The 15,805-nt window shown below is 67.2% G+C and carries 18 protein-coding genes; 5 read left to right on the plus strand and 13 right to left on the minus strand.

Going from position 1 to position 15,805, the window contains the following annotated elements; translation table 11 throughout:
- The first annotated feature begins 149 nt into the window (after positions 1-149).
- Complete coding sequence (locus HXX10_RS18885) at positions 150-380, plus strand: hypothetical protein (RefSeq protein ID WP_296524359.1); 231 nt, start codon at positions 150-152, stop codon at positions 378-380.
- Positions 381-517: 137 nt separating this feature from the next.
- Positions 518-904, plus strand: coding sequence for a hypothetical protein (locus HXX10_RS18890; RefSeq protein WP_296524360.1), 387 nt, complete (start codon positions 518-520; stop codon positions 902-904).
- 42 nt (positions 905-946) lie between these two features.
- Here the strand turns inward: HXX10_RS18890 and HXX10_RS18895 are convergent, their stop codons facing one another.
- From HXX10_RS18895 to HXX10_RS18910, 4 genes are all read right to left on the minus strand, one after another.
- The gene (locus HXX10_RS18895; protein ID WP_296524361.1) at positions 947-1,366 is read right to left on the minus strand and encodes a hypothetical protein; all 420 of its coding nucleotides are present in this window, start codon (positions 1,364-1,366) and stop codon (positions 947-949) included.
- 90 nt (positions 1,367-1,456) lie between these two features.
- Positions 1,457-1,927: a hypothetical protein gene (locus tag HXX10_RS18900; RefSeq protein WP_296524362.1), complete on the minus strand. Its 471-nt coding sequence runs from the start codon at positions 1,925-1,927 to the stop codon at positions 1,457-1,459.
- Between the two features lie 86 nt (positions 1,928-2,013).
- The gene (locus tag HXX10_RS18905; protein WP_296524363.1) at positions 2,014-2,760 is read right to left on the minus strand and encodes a serine protease; all 747 of its coding nucleotides are present in this window, start codon (positions 2,758-2,760) and stop codon (positions 2,014-2,016) included.
- Between the two features lie 83 nt (positions 2,761-2,843).
- Positions 2,844-3,233, minus strand: coding sequence for a YkvA family protein (locus tag HXX10_RS18910; protein WP_296524364.1), 390 nt, complete (start codon positions 3,231-3,233; stop codon positions 2,844-2,846).
- 278 nt (positions 3,234-3,511) lie between these two features.
- On the opposite strand from HXX10_RS18910, the gene HXX10_RS18915 reads away from it, so the two are divergent.
- Complete coding sequence (locus tag HXX10_RS18915) at positions 3,512-4,132, plus strand: carboxymuconolactone decarboxylase family protein (RefSeq protein WP_296524365.1); 621 nt, start codon at positions 3,512-3,514, stop codon at positions 4,130-4,132.
- An 800-nt stretch (positions 4,133-4,932) separates the two neighbouring features.
- On the opposite strand, the gene HXX10_RS18920 is transcribed toward HXX10_RS18915, so the two are convergent.
- From HXX10_RS18920 to HXX10_RS18960, 9 genes are all read right to left on the minus strand, one after another.
- A complete protein-coding gene (locus tag HXX10_RS18920; protein WP_296524366.1) occupies positions 4,933-7,209 on the minus strand; it encodes a phage tail tape measure protein in 2,277 nt (758 codons plus the stop codon).
- Positions 7,206-8,219 carry a phage protease gene (locus tag HXX10_RS18925; protein ID WP_296524367.1) on the minus strand — a complete coding sequence of 338 codons (1,014 nt, stop codon included), beginning with the start codon at positions 8,217-8,219 and terminating at the stop codon, positions 7,206-7,208. Before HXX10_RS18925 ends, HXX10_RS18920 begins: the two co-directional genes overlap by 4 nt.
- Before the next feature lie 5 nt (positions 8,220-8,224).
- Positions 8,225-9,196 carry a capsid protein gene (locus tag HXX10_RS18930; protein WP_296524368.1) on the minus strand — a complete coding sequence of 324 codons (972 nt, stop codon included), beginning with the start codon at positions 9,194-9,196 and terminating at the stop codon, positions 8,225-8,227.
- A gap of 504 nt (positions 9,197-9,700) precedes the next feature.
- Complete coding sequence (locus HXX10_RS18935; RefSeq protein WP_296524369.1) at positions 9,701-10,129, minus strand: regulatory protein GemA; 429 nt, start codon at positions 10,127-10,129, stop codon at positions 9,701-9,703.
- Positions 10,126-10,437, minus strand: coding sequence for a hypothetical protein (locus tag HXX10_RS18940; protein WP_296524370.1), 312 nt, complete (start codon positions 10,435-10,437; stop codon positions 10,126-10,128). Before HXX10_RS18940 ends, HXX10_RS18935 begins: the two co-directional genes overlap by 4 nt.
- Positions 10,434-10,742 carry a hypothetical protein gene (locus tag HXX10_RS18945; RefSeq protein ID WP_296524371.1) on the minus strand — a complete coding sequence of 103 codons (309 nt, stop codon included), beginning with the start codon at positions 10,740-10,742 and terminating at the stop codon, positions 10,434-10,436. The genes HXX10_RS18940 and HXX10_RS18945 overlap by 4 nt, the downstream gene beginning before the upstream one ends.
- A gap of 55 nt (positions 10,743-10,797) precedes the next feature.
- Positions 10,798-11,535 (minus strand): ATP-binding protein, encoded by a 738-nt coding sequence (locus tag HXX10_RS18950; protein ID WP_296524372.1) that lies wholly within the window; start codon positions 11,533-11,535, stop codon positions 10,798-10,800.
- The gene (locus tag HXX10_RS18955) at positions 11,532-13,538 is read right to left on the minus strand and encodes a helix-turn-helix domain-containing protein (protein ID WP_296524373.1); all 2,007 of its coding nucleotides are present in this window, start codon (positions 13,536-13,538) and stop codon (positions 11,532-11,534) included. Before HXX10_RS18955 ends, HXX10_RS18950 begins: the two co-directional genes overlap by 4 nt.
- Positions 13,539-13,541: 3 nt before the next feature.
- Positions 13,542-13,766 (minus strand): hypothetical protein, encoded by a 225-nt coding sequence (locus HXX10_RS18960; RefSeq protein ID WP_296524374.1) that lies wholly within the window; start codon positions 13,764-13,766, stop codon positions 13,542-13,544.
- 64 nt (positions 13,767-13,830) lie between these two features.
- Between HXX10_RS18960 and HXX10_RS18965 the strand changes: the two genes are divergently transcribed.
- Positions 13,831-14,301 carry a helix-turn-helix domain-containing protein gene (locus HXX10_RS18965; protein WP_296524375.1) on the plus strand — a complete coding sequence of 157 codons (471 nt, stop codon included), beginning with the start codon at positions 13,831-13,833 and terminating at the stop codon, positions 14,299-14,301.
- A gap of 413 nt (positions 14,302-14,714) precedes the next feature.
- Complete coding sequence (recA, locus tag HXX10_RS18970; RefSeq protein WP_296524376.1) at positions 14,715-15,797, plus strand: recombinase RecA; 1,083 nt, start codon at positions 14,715-14,717, stop codon at positions 15,795-15,797.
- The last annotated feature ends 8 nt before the right edge of the window (positions 15,798-15,805 follow it).

A 15,805-nucleotide genomic window follows, 5' to 3' on the forward strand; every position in this document is an offset into this window, starting at 1 on the left:
CAGCCGGCGAAGCCTCGTCTTGGCGCCCATCGGGCCAAGCCAGGCCACGACGGGAGGGGAGTCGGACCGAACCAAGGCTGGTGTTAGTGAGCCGTTAACCATGTCGCTCCACGCTGTGTCCGGAAGGCACGGCGGTGATGAGGAACGCCATGGGCCCGTCGATCTCGGGATCTCGTCCGGCCGGTCTGGTCGTTGCGGCGGCGCTGGCGGCCGGGCTGGCGCTCGCCGGCTGCACGGCGGTCGCAGGACCGCAAGCATCGGACGTCTCGGCTGCGGCCCGATCCACCAATACGGCGACGGCCACGCGGCGCGCCGCGACGGCGGCGGCCGCCGAGACGGCGGCGCCACGCCGCATGATAACCATCGGCGCCGGCTGGTGAGGCCGGGACACGACGTTCACGCCATTTGGTTTCGCTTCGTTGCGGACGGGTTTTGGGCCTGGAGAACCGGGCGCCCCGGCGGTAGGCTGCGGTCGCCCGCCGGAGTCGCGCCACAGTCTGCCGGCACAAGGATCGCCATGTTCCGTCTCTCGCTGATCACCGCCGTCGCTGTCGCCGTCGCTGTTGACGTCCTGGCGGCCACGCCGGCTCCGGCCGCTCCTGCCACGGGCAAGGACCGGGTCGAGACCAAGCGTTCGGCCGTGACGATCCGGCCGCGCACCCGTGGCTATGGCTTCCTGCCCGGCTACGAGCCGCCCGACCGGCCGAGCCCCTACGCCTCCCGCTACGATTCGTGGATCGCCCGGCCCTACGGCCCGGGTCGCCGCTATCTCACGCCCGGTGGCTGGCAGTGGGTCTATGGCTGGGGCGGCGCGCGCTTCTACCAGGGCCGCTGGAATGGCGGCGGCTTCGGCCCGTGCTGGACCGACACGCCGATCGGCCCGGTGTGGAACTGCGGGCGCTGATCAAGCCGATGCGGCCGTGACCGTGCGGGCGGTTCGCGCCGCCTATTTCGCCGGCTCCTTGGCGGGCTCCTTGTCCGGTTCCTTCGCCGGCTCCTTGCTGCGCAGGCAGGCGGTTTCGCGCGGCGTGCAGGCCGGGCCCGGATTGGCGCAGACCGGCTTGCCGTCCTGGCCGGCTTGGCAGGTGATGCAGCCGTCGCCCCAGGCGAGGCAGGCCGGGTTCTTGTCCCCGAATCCCTGAACCGACAGCCGCTCGGCCTCCAGCTCGGCCGGCGTCGGAGCCGGGGCCTCGGTGGCGCCTTCGGCCGGCCCAGCCGTCGCCTTTCGCGACGGCGGGACGACCTGGTCGACATCGTCCGGGCCGGGCAGGTCGGCTGCCCAGCCGGGCGCCGGCGACCCGGCTGCAAGCAGCCCGGCGAGCAGGAGCAGGATCGTCGGTCGCGCGAGAAATCGGGTGAGACGCATGGGCGGCCCTGTCGGTCGATCGGGCCGCCGGCATAGCACGGCCGGCACCGGTTCGGCCAAACCGGATGTCACGCCGCCGAGGCCGTCCGGCTATTTCCCGAGGTTGACGGCGAAGCGCAGGTTGAGCGGCTGCAGCATCTCGGGCGGCGGCGCCTCGCCGATATTGCCACGCGTCAGGATCAGGCGCAGATCGCGGGTCGCCCCTGTGTCCGGGAGGTCCGGGAACGACACCCGCTCGACCGTGCCGTCCGGATTGATCCAGGCGCGCACCACCAAGCTCTCGGGCGGACCGTCCGAGGTTCCCGCATGGGCCTTCAGATAGGTCCGGAAGCGGTCGGCGATCGGCTCGTCCTCGCCGACCCAGGTCTCGAAACGGAACTTCACCAGCTTGGCGAACTGCGCCCAGTGCGCCGGCGCCTGGCTCGATTCGCGATAGGGCTGGTCCTGCGCGGTCGCGACAGGACTGGCCGCTACGGCGACCAGAGCTGCGGCGGCTAGGACCAGGCGCGGGAGATACATCGAGGAAAGGCGCATCGACGAGAGGCGCAGGGGGTGGCGCACGAGACGATATCCGTCAGGTTGGTCGGCCGACGCGACCGCACGGAACTCCGGCGAGGTCGGCGACGAAGGGGCATTCGTATGCCACGTCAGTTTTGCAGGCAGGTGACAAGTGCCGACAGCGAGGCGGCCCGATGCGCCCGTGAGCCGGAGGCGGCGATCTGCGGCCGGTCGTCCTGCTCGATGCGAACGCCGTTGGCGGACAGGAAGCTCTTGGCCTCGGCGGCGCCGACCGCCAGCACGCGGCCGCTCGACCCGCGCCGGCTGACGACGCCCTGCACCAGCCCGTGGCGGTCCAGCACCGGCGCGCCGCTGGTGCCGAAACCGGCCGACGACTCCATGGCGAGATGGCCGGGCGCGTTCTCGCCCGCCGTCCCGGTGACCCGGGCGTTGGCCAGCACGCCGCCGCCGATCTTCATCCCGGGCAGCGCCTCGTAGGACCCGGCGAACACCATGTCGTCGACGCGCGGCGTGGCGCTGCGGGGGAACACCGCCGACAGGCCGAGCGTGCGCGGCACCGCGATCAAGGCGAGGTCGAACCGATCGGAGAGCGCCAGAAGCCGCGCCCCGACCCGCCAGCGCTCCTTGGCGACGACGATGCGGGCGCAGCTCTCGACGGCATGGCGGGCCGTCAGCATGCGGCCCGACCCGTCGACGAAGAAGGCCGTCCCACTGACGGCCCGCGACGGGCCGGCCGCCGCCGCGGCCAGGGGGCGATCGCCGGCGGCGCCCGCAAAGCCTTGTCCCGCCATGCCGATGGCCACGGCGAGGTTCGCGACCAGAATGGCACGAAGGCGCGACATCGTCGTGCAGGCGGCGGATCGTATGAGGCGCATGGGCGGCCTTGTCGGTCGATCGGGCTGGCGGGATAGCACGGCCGCGGCTCGGCCGAAATCACCCCGCGTCGCCGCACTGCGCGTCAGCCCGCAAACGCCCGGAGGGCGAGCCACATGGCGCCGACGATCGACGACGTCCACAGCAGGACGACGACGACGCCGGCGGTCCGGCTGACCGGCAGATGCGCTGTGGCCGCCGCGGCGCGATGCTCGGCCATGATGTCGGGCGGGATCAGCCACACCACCAGGGCGATGCCCAGCGGCAGCAGGACCGCGTCGTCGAGATAGCCGAGCACCGGGACGAAATCCGGGATCAGGTCGATCGGCGAGAGTGCGTAGCCGGCGATCACGATGCCCAGCGCCTTGGCGATCCATGGCACGCGCGGATCGCGCGCGGCGAGCCACACGGCGCAGACGTCGCGCTTCACCGCGCGGGCCCAGTCTTTCAGCCGTGTTGTCGTCCGGTCGAGCATGATCGATCCGAGAGCGTTGTTCGTGCGACGGGACGCCGGTTCGCGCGCCGAGGCGACGACCTCAATAACACTTTGGTCGTGGTTGCGGGCAACGCCGGCCGTCCCTGGACGACGGCGCCCGCTGTGGTCCTTGCGAACGACGCCGCAACGGGGGCCGCGTCATGCCCTGTTCAGGGTGCAGCGCGAAAAGCGCCGGCCGCGCCGCGCCGGCCTTTCCGGCCCGGGCAATTGCGCCTATCGACAAGCGGCACCCCCGATTTTCCCCAAGGACTTCCATCATGTCGAAGCTGCTGACCGCCGGCGCCGTCGTCCTGTCGCTGATCGTGGGCCCGGCCCTCGCGCAGGAGCGCTTTCCGCCGGTGCCGCCGGACAAATACGACGATGCCCAGAAGAAGGCGGCCGAGGAGTTTCTGGCGGCCCGCAAGCGGCCGGTCTACGGCCCGTTCGCCCGGCTGATGCACAGTCCCGAGGTGATGACGGTGGCGCGCCAGATGGGCGACCATCTGCGCTTCAAGTCGGGCGTCGGCACCACGCTGAGCGAGCTCGTCATCCTGGTCACGGCGCGCGAATGGAGCCAGGACTACGAGTGGGACGTCCACGCGCCGATCGCGCTGAAGGAAGGGATCAAGGCCGAGATCGTCGAGGCGATCCGCGACGGCCGCCGCCCCGCCGGCATGAGCGACGACGAGGAGATCTGCTACGATTTCTCCATCGAGCTGCACCGCAACAAGCGGGTCTCCGACGCCACCTATGCGCGCGCCGAAAAGCGCTTCGGCAAGAAGGGCGTCGTCGATCTGATCGGCATCAACGGCTACTACTCGCTGCTCGCCATGGCGATGAACACCGACCGGATGCCGATCTCGCCCGAGGGCAAGAAGCTGCCGCGGTTCCCGGAGTGATGCCAACTCGGCTGCCTCGACCGTCATTCCGTGCGAGCGGACCGAGCCTCGAAGGATGGACGGGCACCCAAGGCGGCTGCCGTCGACTTGCCCATTTGATCATGTCGATCTCGGGCAAGCCCGAGATCGATGCCGTCGCCCTTCGAGAGCCGCGTGTTCACTTCGCGCCGCGCGGTCGGCCGCCTCAGAGTGACGGCGAGAATCAGCTCAGGGTGCCATTGGTATCCGGCGGGCGCCCCGATTGGCCCCGCGTCAAGGCTGGCGCCTTGCCCTGGCAGTGAATCCGCTCTGTGTCGTTTGCAGGGATTACCCGGTCCAACCCGGGACCCCGAGGGACTAAAGAGTCCTGGTCGGGCGGGTGCGGCGGAGACGGAGCCTGGACCAATAGCGCTGTGTGGCCGAACGACTGGGGGTGCGCGCGGCCCCGAAACGAACCCGGCACTCTGCCAAGATATTCTCGGAGGTCGCCTGCCCGAGCCGGTCGGCGATGAAAATTGCCACCTCGGGATCGCGTTCGATCCGTGACCGCGGGGGGGATTCGAAGCCCCTTTGACGGACCTTAAACTCGGCGAGCTGGCGCTTGCAGTCGAGCAAATCCGCGTAATCGGCGGCAGGGATCGTCACCAGTTCGACGCCTGAAAGGGTATGGATACTCGGTTGCGTCATCGTCCCTTACCTTCGAGGCCCGCGGCGGCTATAGTGCCGGTGCGGGGAAATTCCGGCTCTGCCGGGCCGCGGGAATGCCTGAGGGCAAACCAGGAGGGACGGCGGCCTCCCCCCGCGCTCTTCCATAGCCATGGTCACACCCGGTCGAACAGGGCACCGGTCGAGTCGCCGAGCCGCGCGAACTGCCGCGCCACTTCGCGGCCGACCGCTTGCGCGTCGCCGGCCCCGTTGACGTTGACCACCACCGTGACCGGCCCGCGGCTCGACTGCTTCCCGGGCGCCTTCGGCGCTCCGTCGCCGCCGCCCCCGCCACCACCACCACCGCCGCCGACCCCCGGGGCGTTGAACCGGGGCGAGATGGTCGGCGCGACCGTGACGTTGAGCGAGTTGAGTAGCGCCTTCATGCGCTCGACAAACGACTGCGTCGTCGCGATCGCCTTCTCCCCACCCGTCGAGATTGCCTTGTCGATCCCGTCCATCGCCGCCTTCGCCTTGGCGCCGGCCGTCTGGGAAACGGCATCGTCGAGCAACTGCACGGGGGGCAGCGATCCGCCCGCGGTCGCCGGCTTGTTTCCCCGAAGCGTGGGGTAGATGTCGAAATACCGGTCGCGCGCCTTGTCTCGCGCGACCGCCGCGCGTCCCGCCTCCAGATCCTTCTCGGTGATGACGGGCTTGACGCCCCCGAGGTTCTGCCGCTCCTGGATCAGATCGTTGAGCTTCGCCCGGAGCGCCTTGACCTCGGCATCCGTGCCGACGTCGGCCGCCCGCCGGTCCGCCTGAGCCTTGGCCCCGCTCTGGAACCGACCCGGAAACGAGGACAGCGGCGCAGCGCCGGCACCACGAATCGCCTGTTCACGCTGCCGCAGCTTTTCCCCGACCTCCCTGATGCGCGCGTCGAGCGACCCCTTGGCCTGGTTCGTCGAGAACTCATCGGCCGCAGCGCGTCGGCCCTCTGGCGTGCTGAGGCGGTCGAGCGCGTCGGCGGCAGCGTTCGCGCCATCCGTAATCTTCGCGAGCGCGGTGCTGGCACCAGCGCTGTCGGCGAGGCGGCCGGTGCTACGCCAGAAACCCGACCACGAATCGGACAGACGCTTGATTCCGGATTCCGTGTCGTTGATGACGGCAGGGAGGTCCTTGGCGATGGTGCCGGCCGAAGAGCGCTTGATCTCGGAACGTAGCGACTTGAACTCGTTCTCCAGGTTGACGAGTGCACTCACCGCTTGGCGCGAGTCGATCTCGCCGAAGAATTTCGGAAGCTGGGCCAGGTCGCCCTTGGTCGCCTTCTTCACCAGGTCGATCACCAGGTCGAAGAGCGGACGGCCGGCCTTGAGCCCCTTGCTCAAGGAGTCTTCGAGGTCGATACCGACCTTCTTGAAGTTCTTCTGCACCTCCGGCTGATACAGCTTCGCGAGGAGGTCGCGCACCCCGTTGAACGCCTGTTCAGACGTGCCGGTCTGCTTCCGGACGATCTGCAGCGCCGCCGCCAGGTCGGCGAGCTTGTCGATACCCTTCTGTCCGGCGTTTGACCACGACGCGGCCAGCATCGGCAGGTACTGCGCCGCATCCTTGAGTTCGAACTGACCTTTCTTGCCGGCGTAGGCGAGAACGTCGAAAGCACGTTCCAGCTCGCCGACCTTCACGGCGAGGTTCGTCGTCAATGCGCCGCCGGTTTTCGCGATGTCGTCGACCGCCGCGCCGCTCGCCTGCGCTGCCGCCAAAACGGAGCGCATCTGTGCCAGCGCCTGCGGCAGGCTGAGTCCTTGCGTCACCAGCGCCTCGACGCCCTTGACGGCTTCCGCCTGCGCAATGCCGAACTCGAACGAGAGATCGCGAACCTGTTTCTTGGCCGCGGCGAGCTGTTCCGCGGTCGCTTCTCCCGTGATGCCGATCCGCGTCATCTGCCGGTCGAAGGCGGCCATGTCGGTGTAGCCCTGAGCGAAGCGGCGGCCGAGCGCGTAGGCGCCATACGCCCGCGCGACCGTGCTTAGCGACCCGCCCATCAGCAGCGGCGCGCTGCGCCCCTCGGCGCCGATTGGTCGTGGACCGCCGACACCCGGTCCGCCCGCCCCGCGCTCGCGCACCCGCTGGGCCGCGGTCTTGACGCTGGCCATCGCGCGTTCCGCCAGCCGTGCCGCCGAGGCGACGCCCAGCAGATCGCGTTTGAGTTTGTCCGGGCCGCGCACCGCGCCGAGGCCGGTCGCCTCGCGCTTGACCTCTCCGAGGCCGCGGCCGGCGTTCCGGGACGCGGTCGAGACGTCGAGAAGGTCGCGCTTGAGCTTGTCGGCGCCGCGGGTGCCCTCGATCCCCTTCGCGGCCGTCTTGATGCCGGTCAGGTCGCGCGCCGCTTTCGCGGCCTCGCCGGAGAGCTGGTTGATCAGCTTGAGCCGCAGCGCGACGTCGAGCGTGCTCATCGATCGATGCTCTCTCCGGACACGGCGAGGACGGCATCGGCGTAGCAGATCGGATGCCCCGATGCGGCCTGTGCAATCTGATAGTCGTGCGCCGCGGCGGCCAGCGCGATCGGGTCCGGAGTCGCGGACATGCCCTTCCCGAACGCCGAGGCGAGCGCCGGCATGGACAGCGCGGGAGCGGCGACGAGCGCGATGGAATGAAGCCAGGTCGCCGCGCCCGCGTCGTCGTGCCGGAACGTCGGGCTGACGAAGCGGTGAGTGCGTGAAGCCAAGACGGAGAGCCCGGACGTCAGCCATTCGACGCGGGCGTACAGGCCGTCCAGACGCGCCTGCAGCTCCTTCACCCAACCGACCGCGTCGGCCCTCTCGCCGAGCAGAGTCTTGCGGGCGATCGCGTGATCGAGATCAACCGGAAGGTCGATGCCGTCCGCGGCGAAGCGGGAGACCAGCTTCTCGGGATCGAACTGATAAGATCGACCGTCGCGCGTCACCACGGCACCCCGCGGCGCGACCTTCACCCATGCGGGAGCGCCGCCCGCCGCCGCGACGTCCAGTGTCACGGCGCCGAGGGCGAAATTCTCATATCCGAGAGGAGAAGACATGCACTCTTCCAAATCGATGCTGAGTGTGACGAGTCCCGATGCCTTCTGTCGAATGCGGTAGACGGTGCGCTCCGTCAAACCGAGACGCTTGGCGATATTCGAGACCGACAGTCCGTCCTTCGAAAGTGCGAGGACAGCGCGCCGTCGTTCGAGATGCTCAGTCGCTCCGCGTGGAATATTGACGTATATGCCTGTCGTCGGCACGATTGCGTCGGCGATCTTTAGCGCAACCTCAATCCCCACCACCTCGACCAGCTTGGTTTGCGATCCAACTTTGGTTCGGAGCGAGTGCTCGCCGGGTAGGGTGATCCTCCGGCCGCCAAAGGCTTCCCGAATCTTCAGGGCAGCCTCTTCACCGACCGCTTCGGCAATCTCTCCGAGGATACCCGGAAAGCGGCGATCGTTCATCGCGGTCAGGCGCCGGCGACGATATTCTGAATGAAGTAGCCGACGTCCGGCGCGATGATCAGCTCCTTGGCGCGTTCTCCCACGCGTACGATGGTCGCACCCTGCAGACCGATGCTCGGGTCCTGGTAGTCGCCCGCGATCCGGTTGCCGAGGCGGGCCGTGTACCCGAACGTCACCGTCTTCTCGGTGGTTGGCGAGGTGGCGAGGTGCAGGAACGCGCAGTGCCGGCCCCACACGCGTTCGAGCGTCGGCTCCTGTCCCTTCTTGGCCGTGTTCAGCCAGCCTTCGCCGACGACCACGCTGCGCAGGCCGAACAGGGCCGCGAATTCCTCCGGCGTGATGCGCCCCTTGTTCGTCACCCCGCCGCGCACCGCGTTGACCAGGTGCGGGTGGCCGCGGACGATCCGCCACGCTTCGTCACCGAATACCGCCGTGTTGGGCTTGAACACCAGCGTGCCCGCCATCGCGGCGTCGAACACGCCGAACGGATCGGAGTTCACGTAATCCGAGAGCTGCGAGGTGCCGGAGAGCGTGATCCTGCGAGCCGGAGCATAGCTCTGGAGATTGAACACCAGCCGAGCGGTGCGAACCTCGTGGCCGAGGTCGACGATATCGGTGAGGCCTTGCGCGGCGTAAGCACGAGGATCGTAGTGTCCGCCCAACGCGCTGCGCTGCCGCGCCGCCGTATCGATATCCGACTGCGGGATGATGGTGTCGACGCCCCAGTCGTCGACCTCACCTGTCTCCTGCTTTGCCGAGAACTCGACCCGGTGCGGCTGCCCCTTGCGACCGATCCGGAGATCGTCGGGGACGTTGAAGCTCTCGTTCAGCGGATAGACGGTGTACTTGAATCGCTCTTCGGGAACGGGAGCGTAGGGCAGCACCCGCGCCGCGATCAGTGCGTAGTCGGGGTTTCGGTAGCCGATCGCGACGGCCGTAAGGATGGGATTGACTTCGAAGGGACGGTTGGGAGCCATCGTGATCTCGCTTGCGTGGAATGGAAAAGGCGGGCGCCGTGCCGGTCGGCACCCGCCTCGGTGCCGCGGTCCCGCGAGACGCGAGACTCCCGGGAGACGCGGCGGCGCTCTCGGCGCTCCACGATCCACTCTACGGAAGACTGACAGAGGGGGGCCGCTGACAGGTGTCAGCGGGTCTTCCCGGAAAGGGCGGAAGAGGGAAAGGTGCGGGGGGAGGTCGTCAACCCTCCCGGTTTGGGCAGCACCCATTCCAGACGCGGCGCCGAGGCGCCGTTTCCCCGCGTCCAGACCCTACGCCCGGGGACGGTTTCGGGCAAATGCCGGCCTCTGGGGGGTGGGGTTCCCCGTCATCGGGGTCTGCAGCGGCCCGCGGGGCGCCTCAGGTGCTTCAATTTGGCCTTCAAAAATTTCGGCGCTGGGGTGGTGGCTCTGACCAGGAAAACGCATCGGCGGGCTTCCTGGGGGCGGGGCGGAACCCCGGCCGGATTCCGCCCCGCGCGCTCCTCAGGCCCTTGCGGCCTTCGTGGTCTTGCGCCGGACCATCGCCTTCAGGCCGGTGATCGCCTTCGCGGCGACCTCCGGGGTGGCGAAGCGCAGCGCCGACGTGCCGAAGCTGCGCTCCATCCACTTGTCGAGGCCGGCATCGTCGTCGGCCCCTGTCCACTCCCGCCACAGGTCGCGGATCAGCTCGACTTGGCGCGGCGTCGCCATGCCGGGCCGCCGCCCGAAAGTCCGCTCCCGCCAATCGGAGCGAAACCCCCAGGAATTGGCGTACTCCATGATCTGGGCGAAACCCTTGTCGTCCAGATCCTTCGCGCTCTCCACCCCGCCGAGCTGGCGCAGCATCACCCGGTACATGTCCTCGTCCCACCCCTGCGTCTTCGCGAGATGCTTCTTGGCCATGTGGACGAGGGCGAGCTGTTCCCGGGTCATGCGGCGTCCGCCTTTTCGTGGACCGTCCACGGCGTCGGATTGCCCTGGGATGGAACAAGCTCCGGCGGGTGATCGGCTGGGATCAGCCTCGATACCAGAGCCCGGATTGCCTCCATCAGCTTGTCGATTGAGAGACCAGTCGTGTGGGGACGTTCGCCACGACGGTCCCCGGGGACAGTCCCGTCCACCCGATGGATCTGGATCAGCACGGATTTGCCGCGATCGCCCCAGCCCGCATTATCCGAGAACGCCGAGAAGTCGCCGCCCCACCGAAACAACGGCTCGCGCTCGCTCGGTACGCCGCTCATTGTTTCGTCTCCCCGGTCGCGACCGCGGCCGACAGGCGGCCGGCGAATTCCGCAAAGCCTTCCTCCACCTTGCCGGTGTAGACCTCCAGGAGGTTGACGAGGTTGATGAAGGCGACCTGCAGCTCCTCGGGTGCCGAAGGAAGACGGTCGGCGATCTCGCAGGCGAACGGCGCCGCCAGCTCGTTGAACTGGTGAGTTTGCTGCACGACCCTCGCGGCGTATTCGAGGGACACCGCCGCCACCGCCGCGTGCCGCTCCGGCGGGACAAGCGAGAAGTCGAAGGGATTTCCATTCTGATCAGGCATAGAAGGCCTCTTCCGATGTGAGACGAAACGCGGTGAGCTACAAAGAACGGGCGGCTCAATGCTTCGCGAGGGCCGGCCGGTGTTGGGGAAAAACCTCGACTGCGTCGCGAAGGTGGGCCAGCTCGATCGGCTTTCCGTCACCGGCGAGTTGACGCGCGAGCTTGAGAATCGTGACCACGCCAGCGATGTGCGCCGTCTCGCTGACGGCCCGCAGCAACCGCAGACACGGCTTGTCCGTGACCCCGAAAACATCGGCGACGAGATCGGCATCGGCGTGCGTCACGCCGCTGATGGTCAGCCGGTACTGAATGCGGCGGCCGATCTGTTCGAAGCCGCCTTTGGCAGCGTTGACCACCTTCAGGACGTGCTCGTTGCCCGAGAACACGATGGTGACGCAGGGCTGCGGATCGTCCGTCAGGGTGAGCAGGTCGCGCAGCGTTTCGAGCTTGATGTTCTGCGCCTCGTCGAAGATCAGAACGATCATGGCGTCGTAGAAGTACTCGCGCAGGCGCCGCTTGACCCCGCGGAGGGTATCGGACGGGTTGATGCCTCGCGACGCTCCCAGCGTCTCCGCGACGAGAGCGAACAGCGTTCCGGCGGACCTTCCGAGCGCGGCCTCGATCGAGAAGAGATAGGCGACGCCGGACTCTTGGGCATAGTGCTGCAAGGCCCAGCTCTTGCCGACGCCGGCCGCGCCCGTGATGGCGACGTTCTCGCCGGTCGCGCGAGCCATCTCGATCCGTTGGCGGATCAGCCGCGTAGTCGATATCTCGACGAACGGCACTTCGATCATGACTTCCCTCCTAAAAGGAGTCGGTGGAATTTCTCGGATTTCGCCAGCTCGCGCTCGATCTCGGCGTGCACCTTCCGGGTGTGGCGGGAGGCGCGCTCTTCCGGCGGCACGGCCATCGCGGCGACGATCTCGGCGGCTTGCGGGTTGGGCACGATGATGCCGTCCACCGGCGCCTGGATCGGCGGCGGCAGGGTGGCGGCGGATGCGATCGTGTCGGCGACCAGGTCGGCGGGCGATGCGACGTTCGCCAGGTCTCGCGCCCGCGACTTGAATCGGCGCTCGGCCCGCTTCTGCTTCCGCGCGTTCTCCGGGTCGGTCCCGTCCACCGCCTCGTTCGGATCGGCGTAGCCAATGATCGTTCGCTCGTCGTCCAGGTCGTAGAGCGGCACCACCGGCCAGTCGTGGAAGCGGCCTTTGAGAACGCCGATCTTCTCACCGGAGCGATACCGCAGCGCGTCGCAGGTCCAATACCGGCCGTTCACCCGGATGCCGAACTTGCCCACAGAAGCGATGTCGCGGGTCGAGAATGCCAGCATCAGCGACGCGCGATCGACCTTGGCGACCGTGAACCCGGCATCGATGTGGGACTGATAGACCTCGTCGGGCGAGCGCCCCTTGAGCTTCCCGCGCTGCGGTGCGGCGTTGTACTCGCACACCCTCATTTGGACGATCTGACAGAACAGGTCGAAGCCGCCGGGGAACGGGGTGGTCGGGCGGCCGACCTTCTGCGTCTTCTTGTTGATCCGGTTGTTGCCGACGTGGCCGGGCAGTCCGGCGAGCCAAACCCGCTGCAGTACGCCGATGCCATTCTCGACGACCTTGGCCCGTGCGTTGTAGGGCTGGGCGTGAACCACCGGCCGGCGACCGTCCGCCGAATGGACTTGGGCCACGATCTGCAGCAGGTCCGCGAGATCAGGGACCGCGCCGAACTCGCCGCCGTTGTCGATCGTCAGCCGGTCCGGTGTGCCCCACTGGTCGAAAAGCGTTTCGATGAAGAGGGCGACGTGCTCCTGACGGAGTCCTTCGCGCTGGTCGAGCAGGAACGGCACGACCAGCAGCCGGTTTGTTGCGCGGCACATCGCCACGATCGCCTTGGGATAGGCCACGGTACCGTCCACGCGGCATACCGTGTGGTCGAAGTGCATCGCATCGAGATCGAACTCGGTCGGCCGATCGGCAAGCTTCCGCAGCATCGACGGCCGCATGTCATGCCAGGCCTTTGCGTCGCGGTCGCGCGTGGCGACCTTGCGCCACAGCCGCTCGCGGACGACGTAGATCCGCGGCACCGCGAACACTGCCTTGTTCATCTCGTCCACCGGCATGCCGGCGGCGGCCGATAGTTCCCGGAGCTTCATGCCGGCGCGGAAGATGATGCGACCCGGCGACTCGCCCGCGGCATGCATCGAGCGGACATAGGCCCGCAGCTCGTCATCGATCCGAGCAATGGTGGTCGTGTCGAGCCACACCCGCGCCTTGGCGAACCAGACCTGAGAGATCACCACCCGGGCGCTGCCCTTGTCGCGTCGGGCGCGCTGCATCAGGCCGGCGATGCCGTCCGCTTCGTAGGCGTCCAGCCATCGCTCGATCGTGCGTTCGGTGACGGTGATGGGCCGGCCGTCCGGCCCGATGCGCGTCGTGCGGGCGATCTCCCGGACCGCGACAGAGCGCTCGCTGGTGCGCTTGTCCAGCCCGAGAGCCGGGGTGATGAGGTGAAGCCGCCAGTGCCCGACAACGGATCGATCATCGCGCCGGTTCGAGGCGGGTTCCGAAGCCGGTTGAACCGCCTTCAAAGACGCCTGAATGTCGGCCGGCAGCGAAGGAAGGTAAAACTCGTAGCGAATGCCGGATTGCCCGCCGCCATACGGCCCGGGCACCCGCCGTACCACGACGCCGTGCCACCGCGCGGCGGCCGACGTGCGTGGATGGGTAGCTATATAGCGGAGACGTTGAGGGGTGACCTGGGCATGCAGGGCAACGTCAGTGAGGTCGACCCACTCGCTCATTGCTCAGCGCGCCTCTTCTCCGAAGACTTCCCGGAGGATGCGCGCCCGCAAGGCGAGCGACTTTTTCCCGAACGCTTGGCCCCGGAGCGCGAGGTAGGCGAGCTGGCGGTTGACGCCATTCTTCGCGAGCCACTGATTCAGGGTCGTGCCGCGCTCGATCAGTGCGGCCCGGACGCGCCGGTATTCTGCTTCGTAGTCCTCAGGCTTTTCGTGTAAGACGGGCAGCATGTGTTGCTCCACCATGTTAGAAGGCAGAACATGACATTCTGCCATTTTTTGACAGGCGTCAAGGATGGATGAGGCAGAAGACGTCGACCGTGTGATCACGGGGATGAAGCTGGCTTTTGACGTAGAACTGGACCGGGAGCTGGCTGAAAAGCTCGGGATTGATCCGACGTCTGTTGCGTCGTGGCGCCGCCGAGGGCAGGTTCCCGCGAAGTATCGAATTCGCCTCAGCCGGATATTCGGAGATCAAGTGCCGGCGGGATCAGTTAATCGGTATTTATGTGAGGCGTATATATTCTCTCTTGTCCGGCTTGCGGCCATCCGCCTCGGGGAAGAGATTAAGATTTACGAAGAAACGGATTATGCCGAAACTTGGTACGGTTTCCGCTTGGCGCGCTTCTATCATCACATCCGGCGCATCTTTGCGGGGGTTGATCCGAACAACCGCGACGAGTTGCGGGCTGCATTCGGGCGGGTGCGCAAAGACATCGATCAGCCGGGCTTTTCGGCCTGGATAGAAGCTCTTCCGAATCCTTGACTGGGGGGTTGCGCACCCAGTTGCGCACCTCCCGGGTTTGATGAGAGGGGGTTGCGCACCGGCGTTCTCTAAGCCGCTGTTGTGGTGTACTTATTCGGTTTGCCAACATTCCGTGTCGGACACATTCCTGCCGCAAAGCGGTTGCGCACCCTGCGGACCCCCATGCATCACGAAAATATTATTAATTCAATGACTTCCGGCGTTGTGCAGCGCGGGAATTCGACAAAGAGCGGATTCACGCTCCGACAAAAAGCGGATTCGCCTCCAGCCCATGGTGCGCCGTCAGCACAGCACCGCACCGCTTTCCCGGGTAGAACATATTGCGAACGCAGAACAGATAGTGTACATAGGCGCCATGGAGGCGGCGCGCGCGTTGTCGGCCTCATGTTTACCGGGCATACAGGGAGGCGATGATGGCTTCGGCCCCGCTGCGAGTCGTAGAGAGTTCCCCGATGGACAAGACCAAGGCCCTCGATGCCGCGCTCACCCAGATCGAGCGGGCGTTCGGCAAGGGCTCGATCATGCGGCTCGGCAAGTCGACCAAGGCGATGGACATCGACACGGTGTCGACCGGCTCGCTCGGACTCGACATCGCACTCGGCATCGGCGGTCTGCCGCGCGGCCGTGTCGTGGAAATTTTCGGGCCGGAATCCTCGGGCAAGACCACGCTCGCCCTGCACTGCATCGCCGAGGCGCAGAAGAAGGGCGGTATCTGCGCCTTCGTCGACGCCGAGCATGCCCTCGACCCGATCTATGCGCGAAAGCTCGGGGTCAATCTCGACGACCTCTTGATCTCGCAGCCGGATACCGGCGAACAGGCGCTGGAAATCTGCGACACCCTGGTGCGCTCGGGCGCCGTCGATATTCTGGTGATCGATTCGGTCGCCGCGCTGGTGCCGCGTGCGGAGCTCGAGGGTGAGATGGGCGATGCCCAGCCCGGCATGCAGGCGCGCCTGATGAGCCAGGCGCTGCGCAAGCTCACCGCCTCGATCAGCCGCTCCAACACCATGGTCATCTTCATCAACCAGATCCGCATGAAGATCGGGGTGATGTACGGCTCGCCGGAGACCACCACGGGCGGCAATGCGCTGAAGTTCTACGCCTCCGTCCGCCTCGACATCCGGCGCATCGGCGCCATCAAGGATCGCGAAGAGGTCGTCGGCAACCAGACCCGCGTAAAAGTGGTGAAAAACAAGCTGGCGCCGCCGTTCAAGCAGGTCGAGTTCGACATCATGTACGGCGAGGGCGTGTCGAAATTCGGCGAGATCGTCGATCTCGGCGTCAAGGCCGGCCTGGTCGAGAAGTCGGGGGCCTGGTTCTCCTACGACTCGACCCGCATCGGCCAGGGCCGCGAGAACGCCAAGGCCTTCCTGCGCAACAACCCCGAAATCGCCGCCAAGATCGAGGCCGCCATCCGCCAGAATGCCGGCCTGATCGCCGAGAAGATTCTCGCCGGCGAGGTCGAGGAGGACGACGACGAGGCCGCCGAGGAATAGGTCCGCGG

Origin of the sequence: Rhodoplanes sp., from assembly GCF_013377085.1 — a bacterium.
GTDB lineage: Bacteria > Pseudomonadota > Alphaproteobacteria > Rhizobiales > Xanthobacteraceae > Rhodoplanes.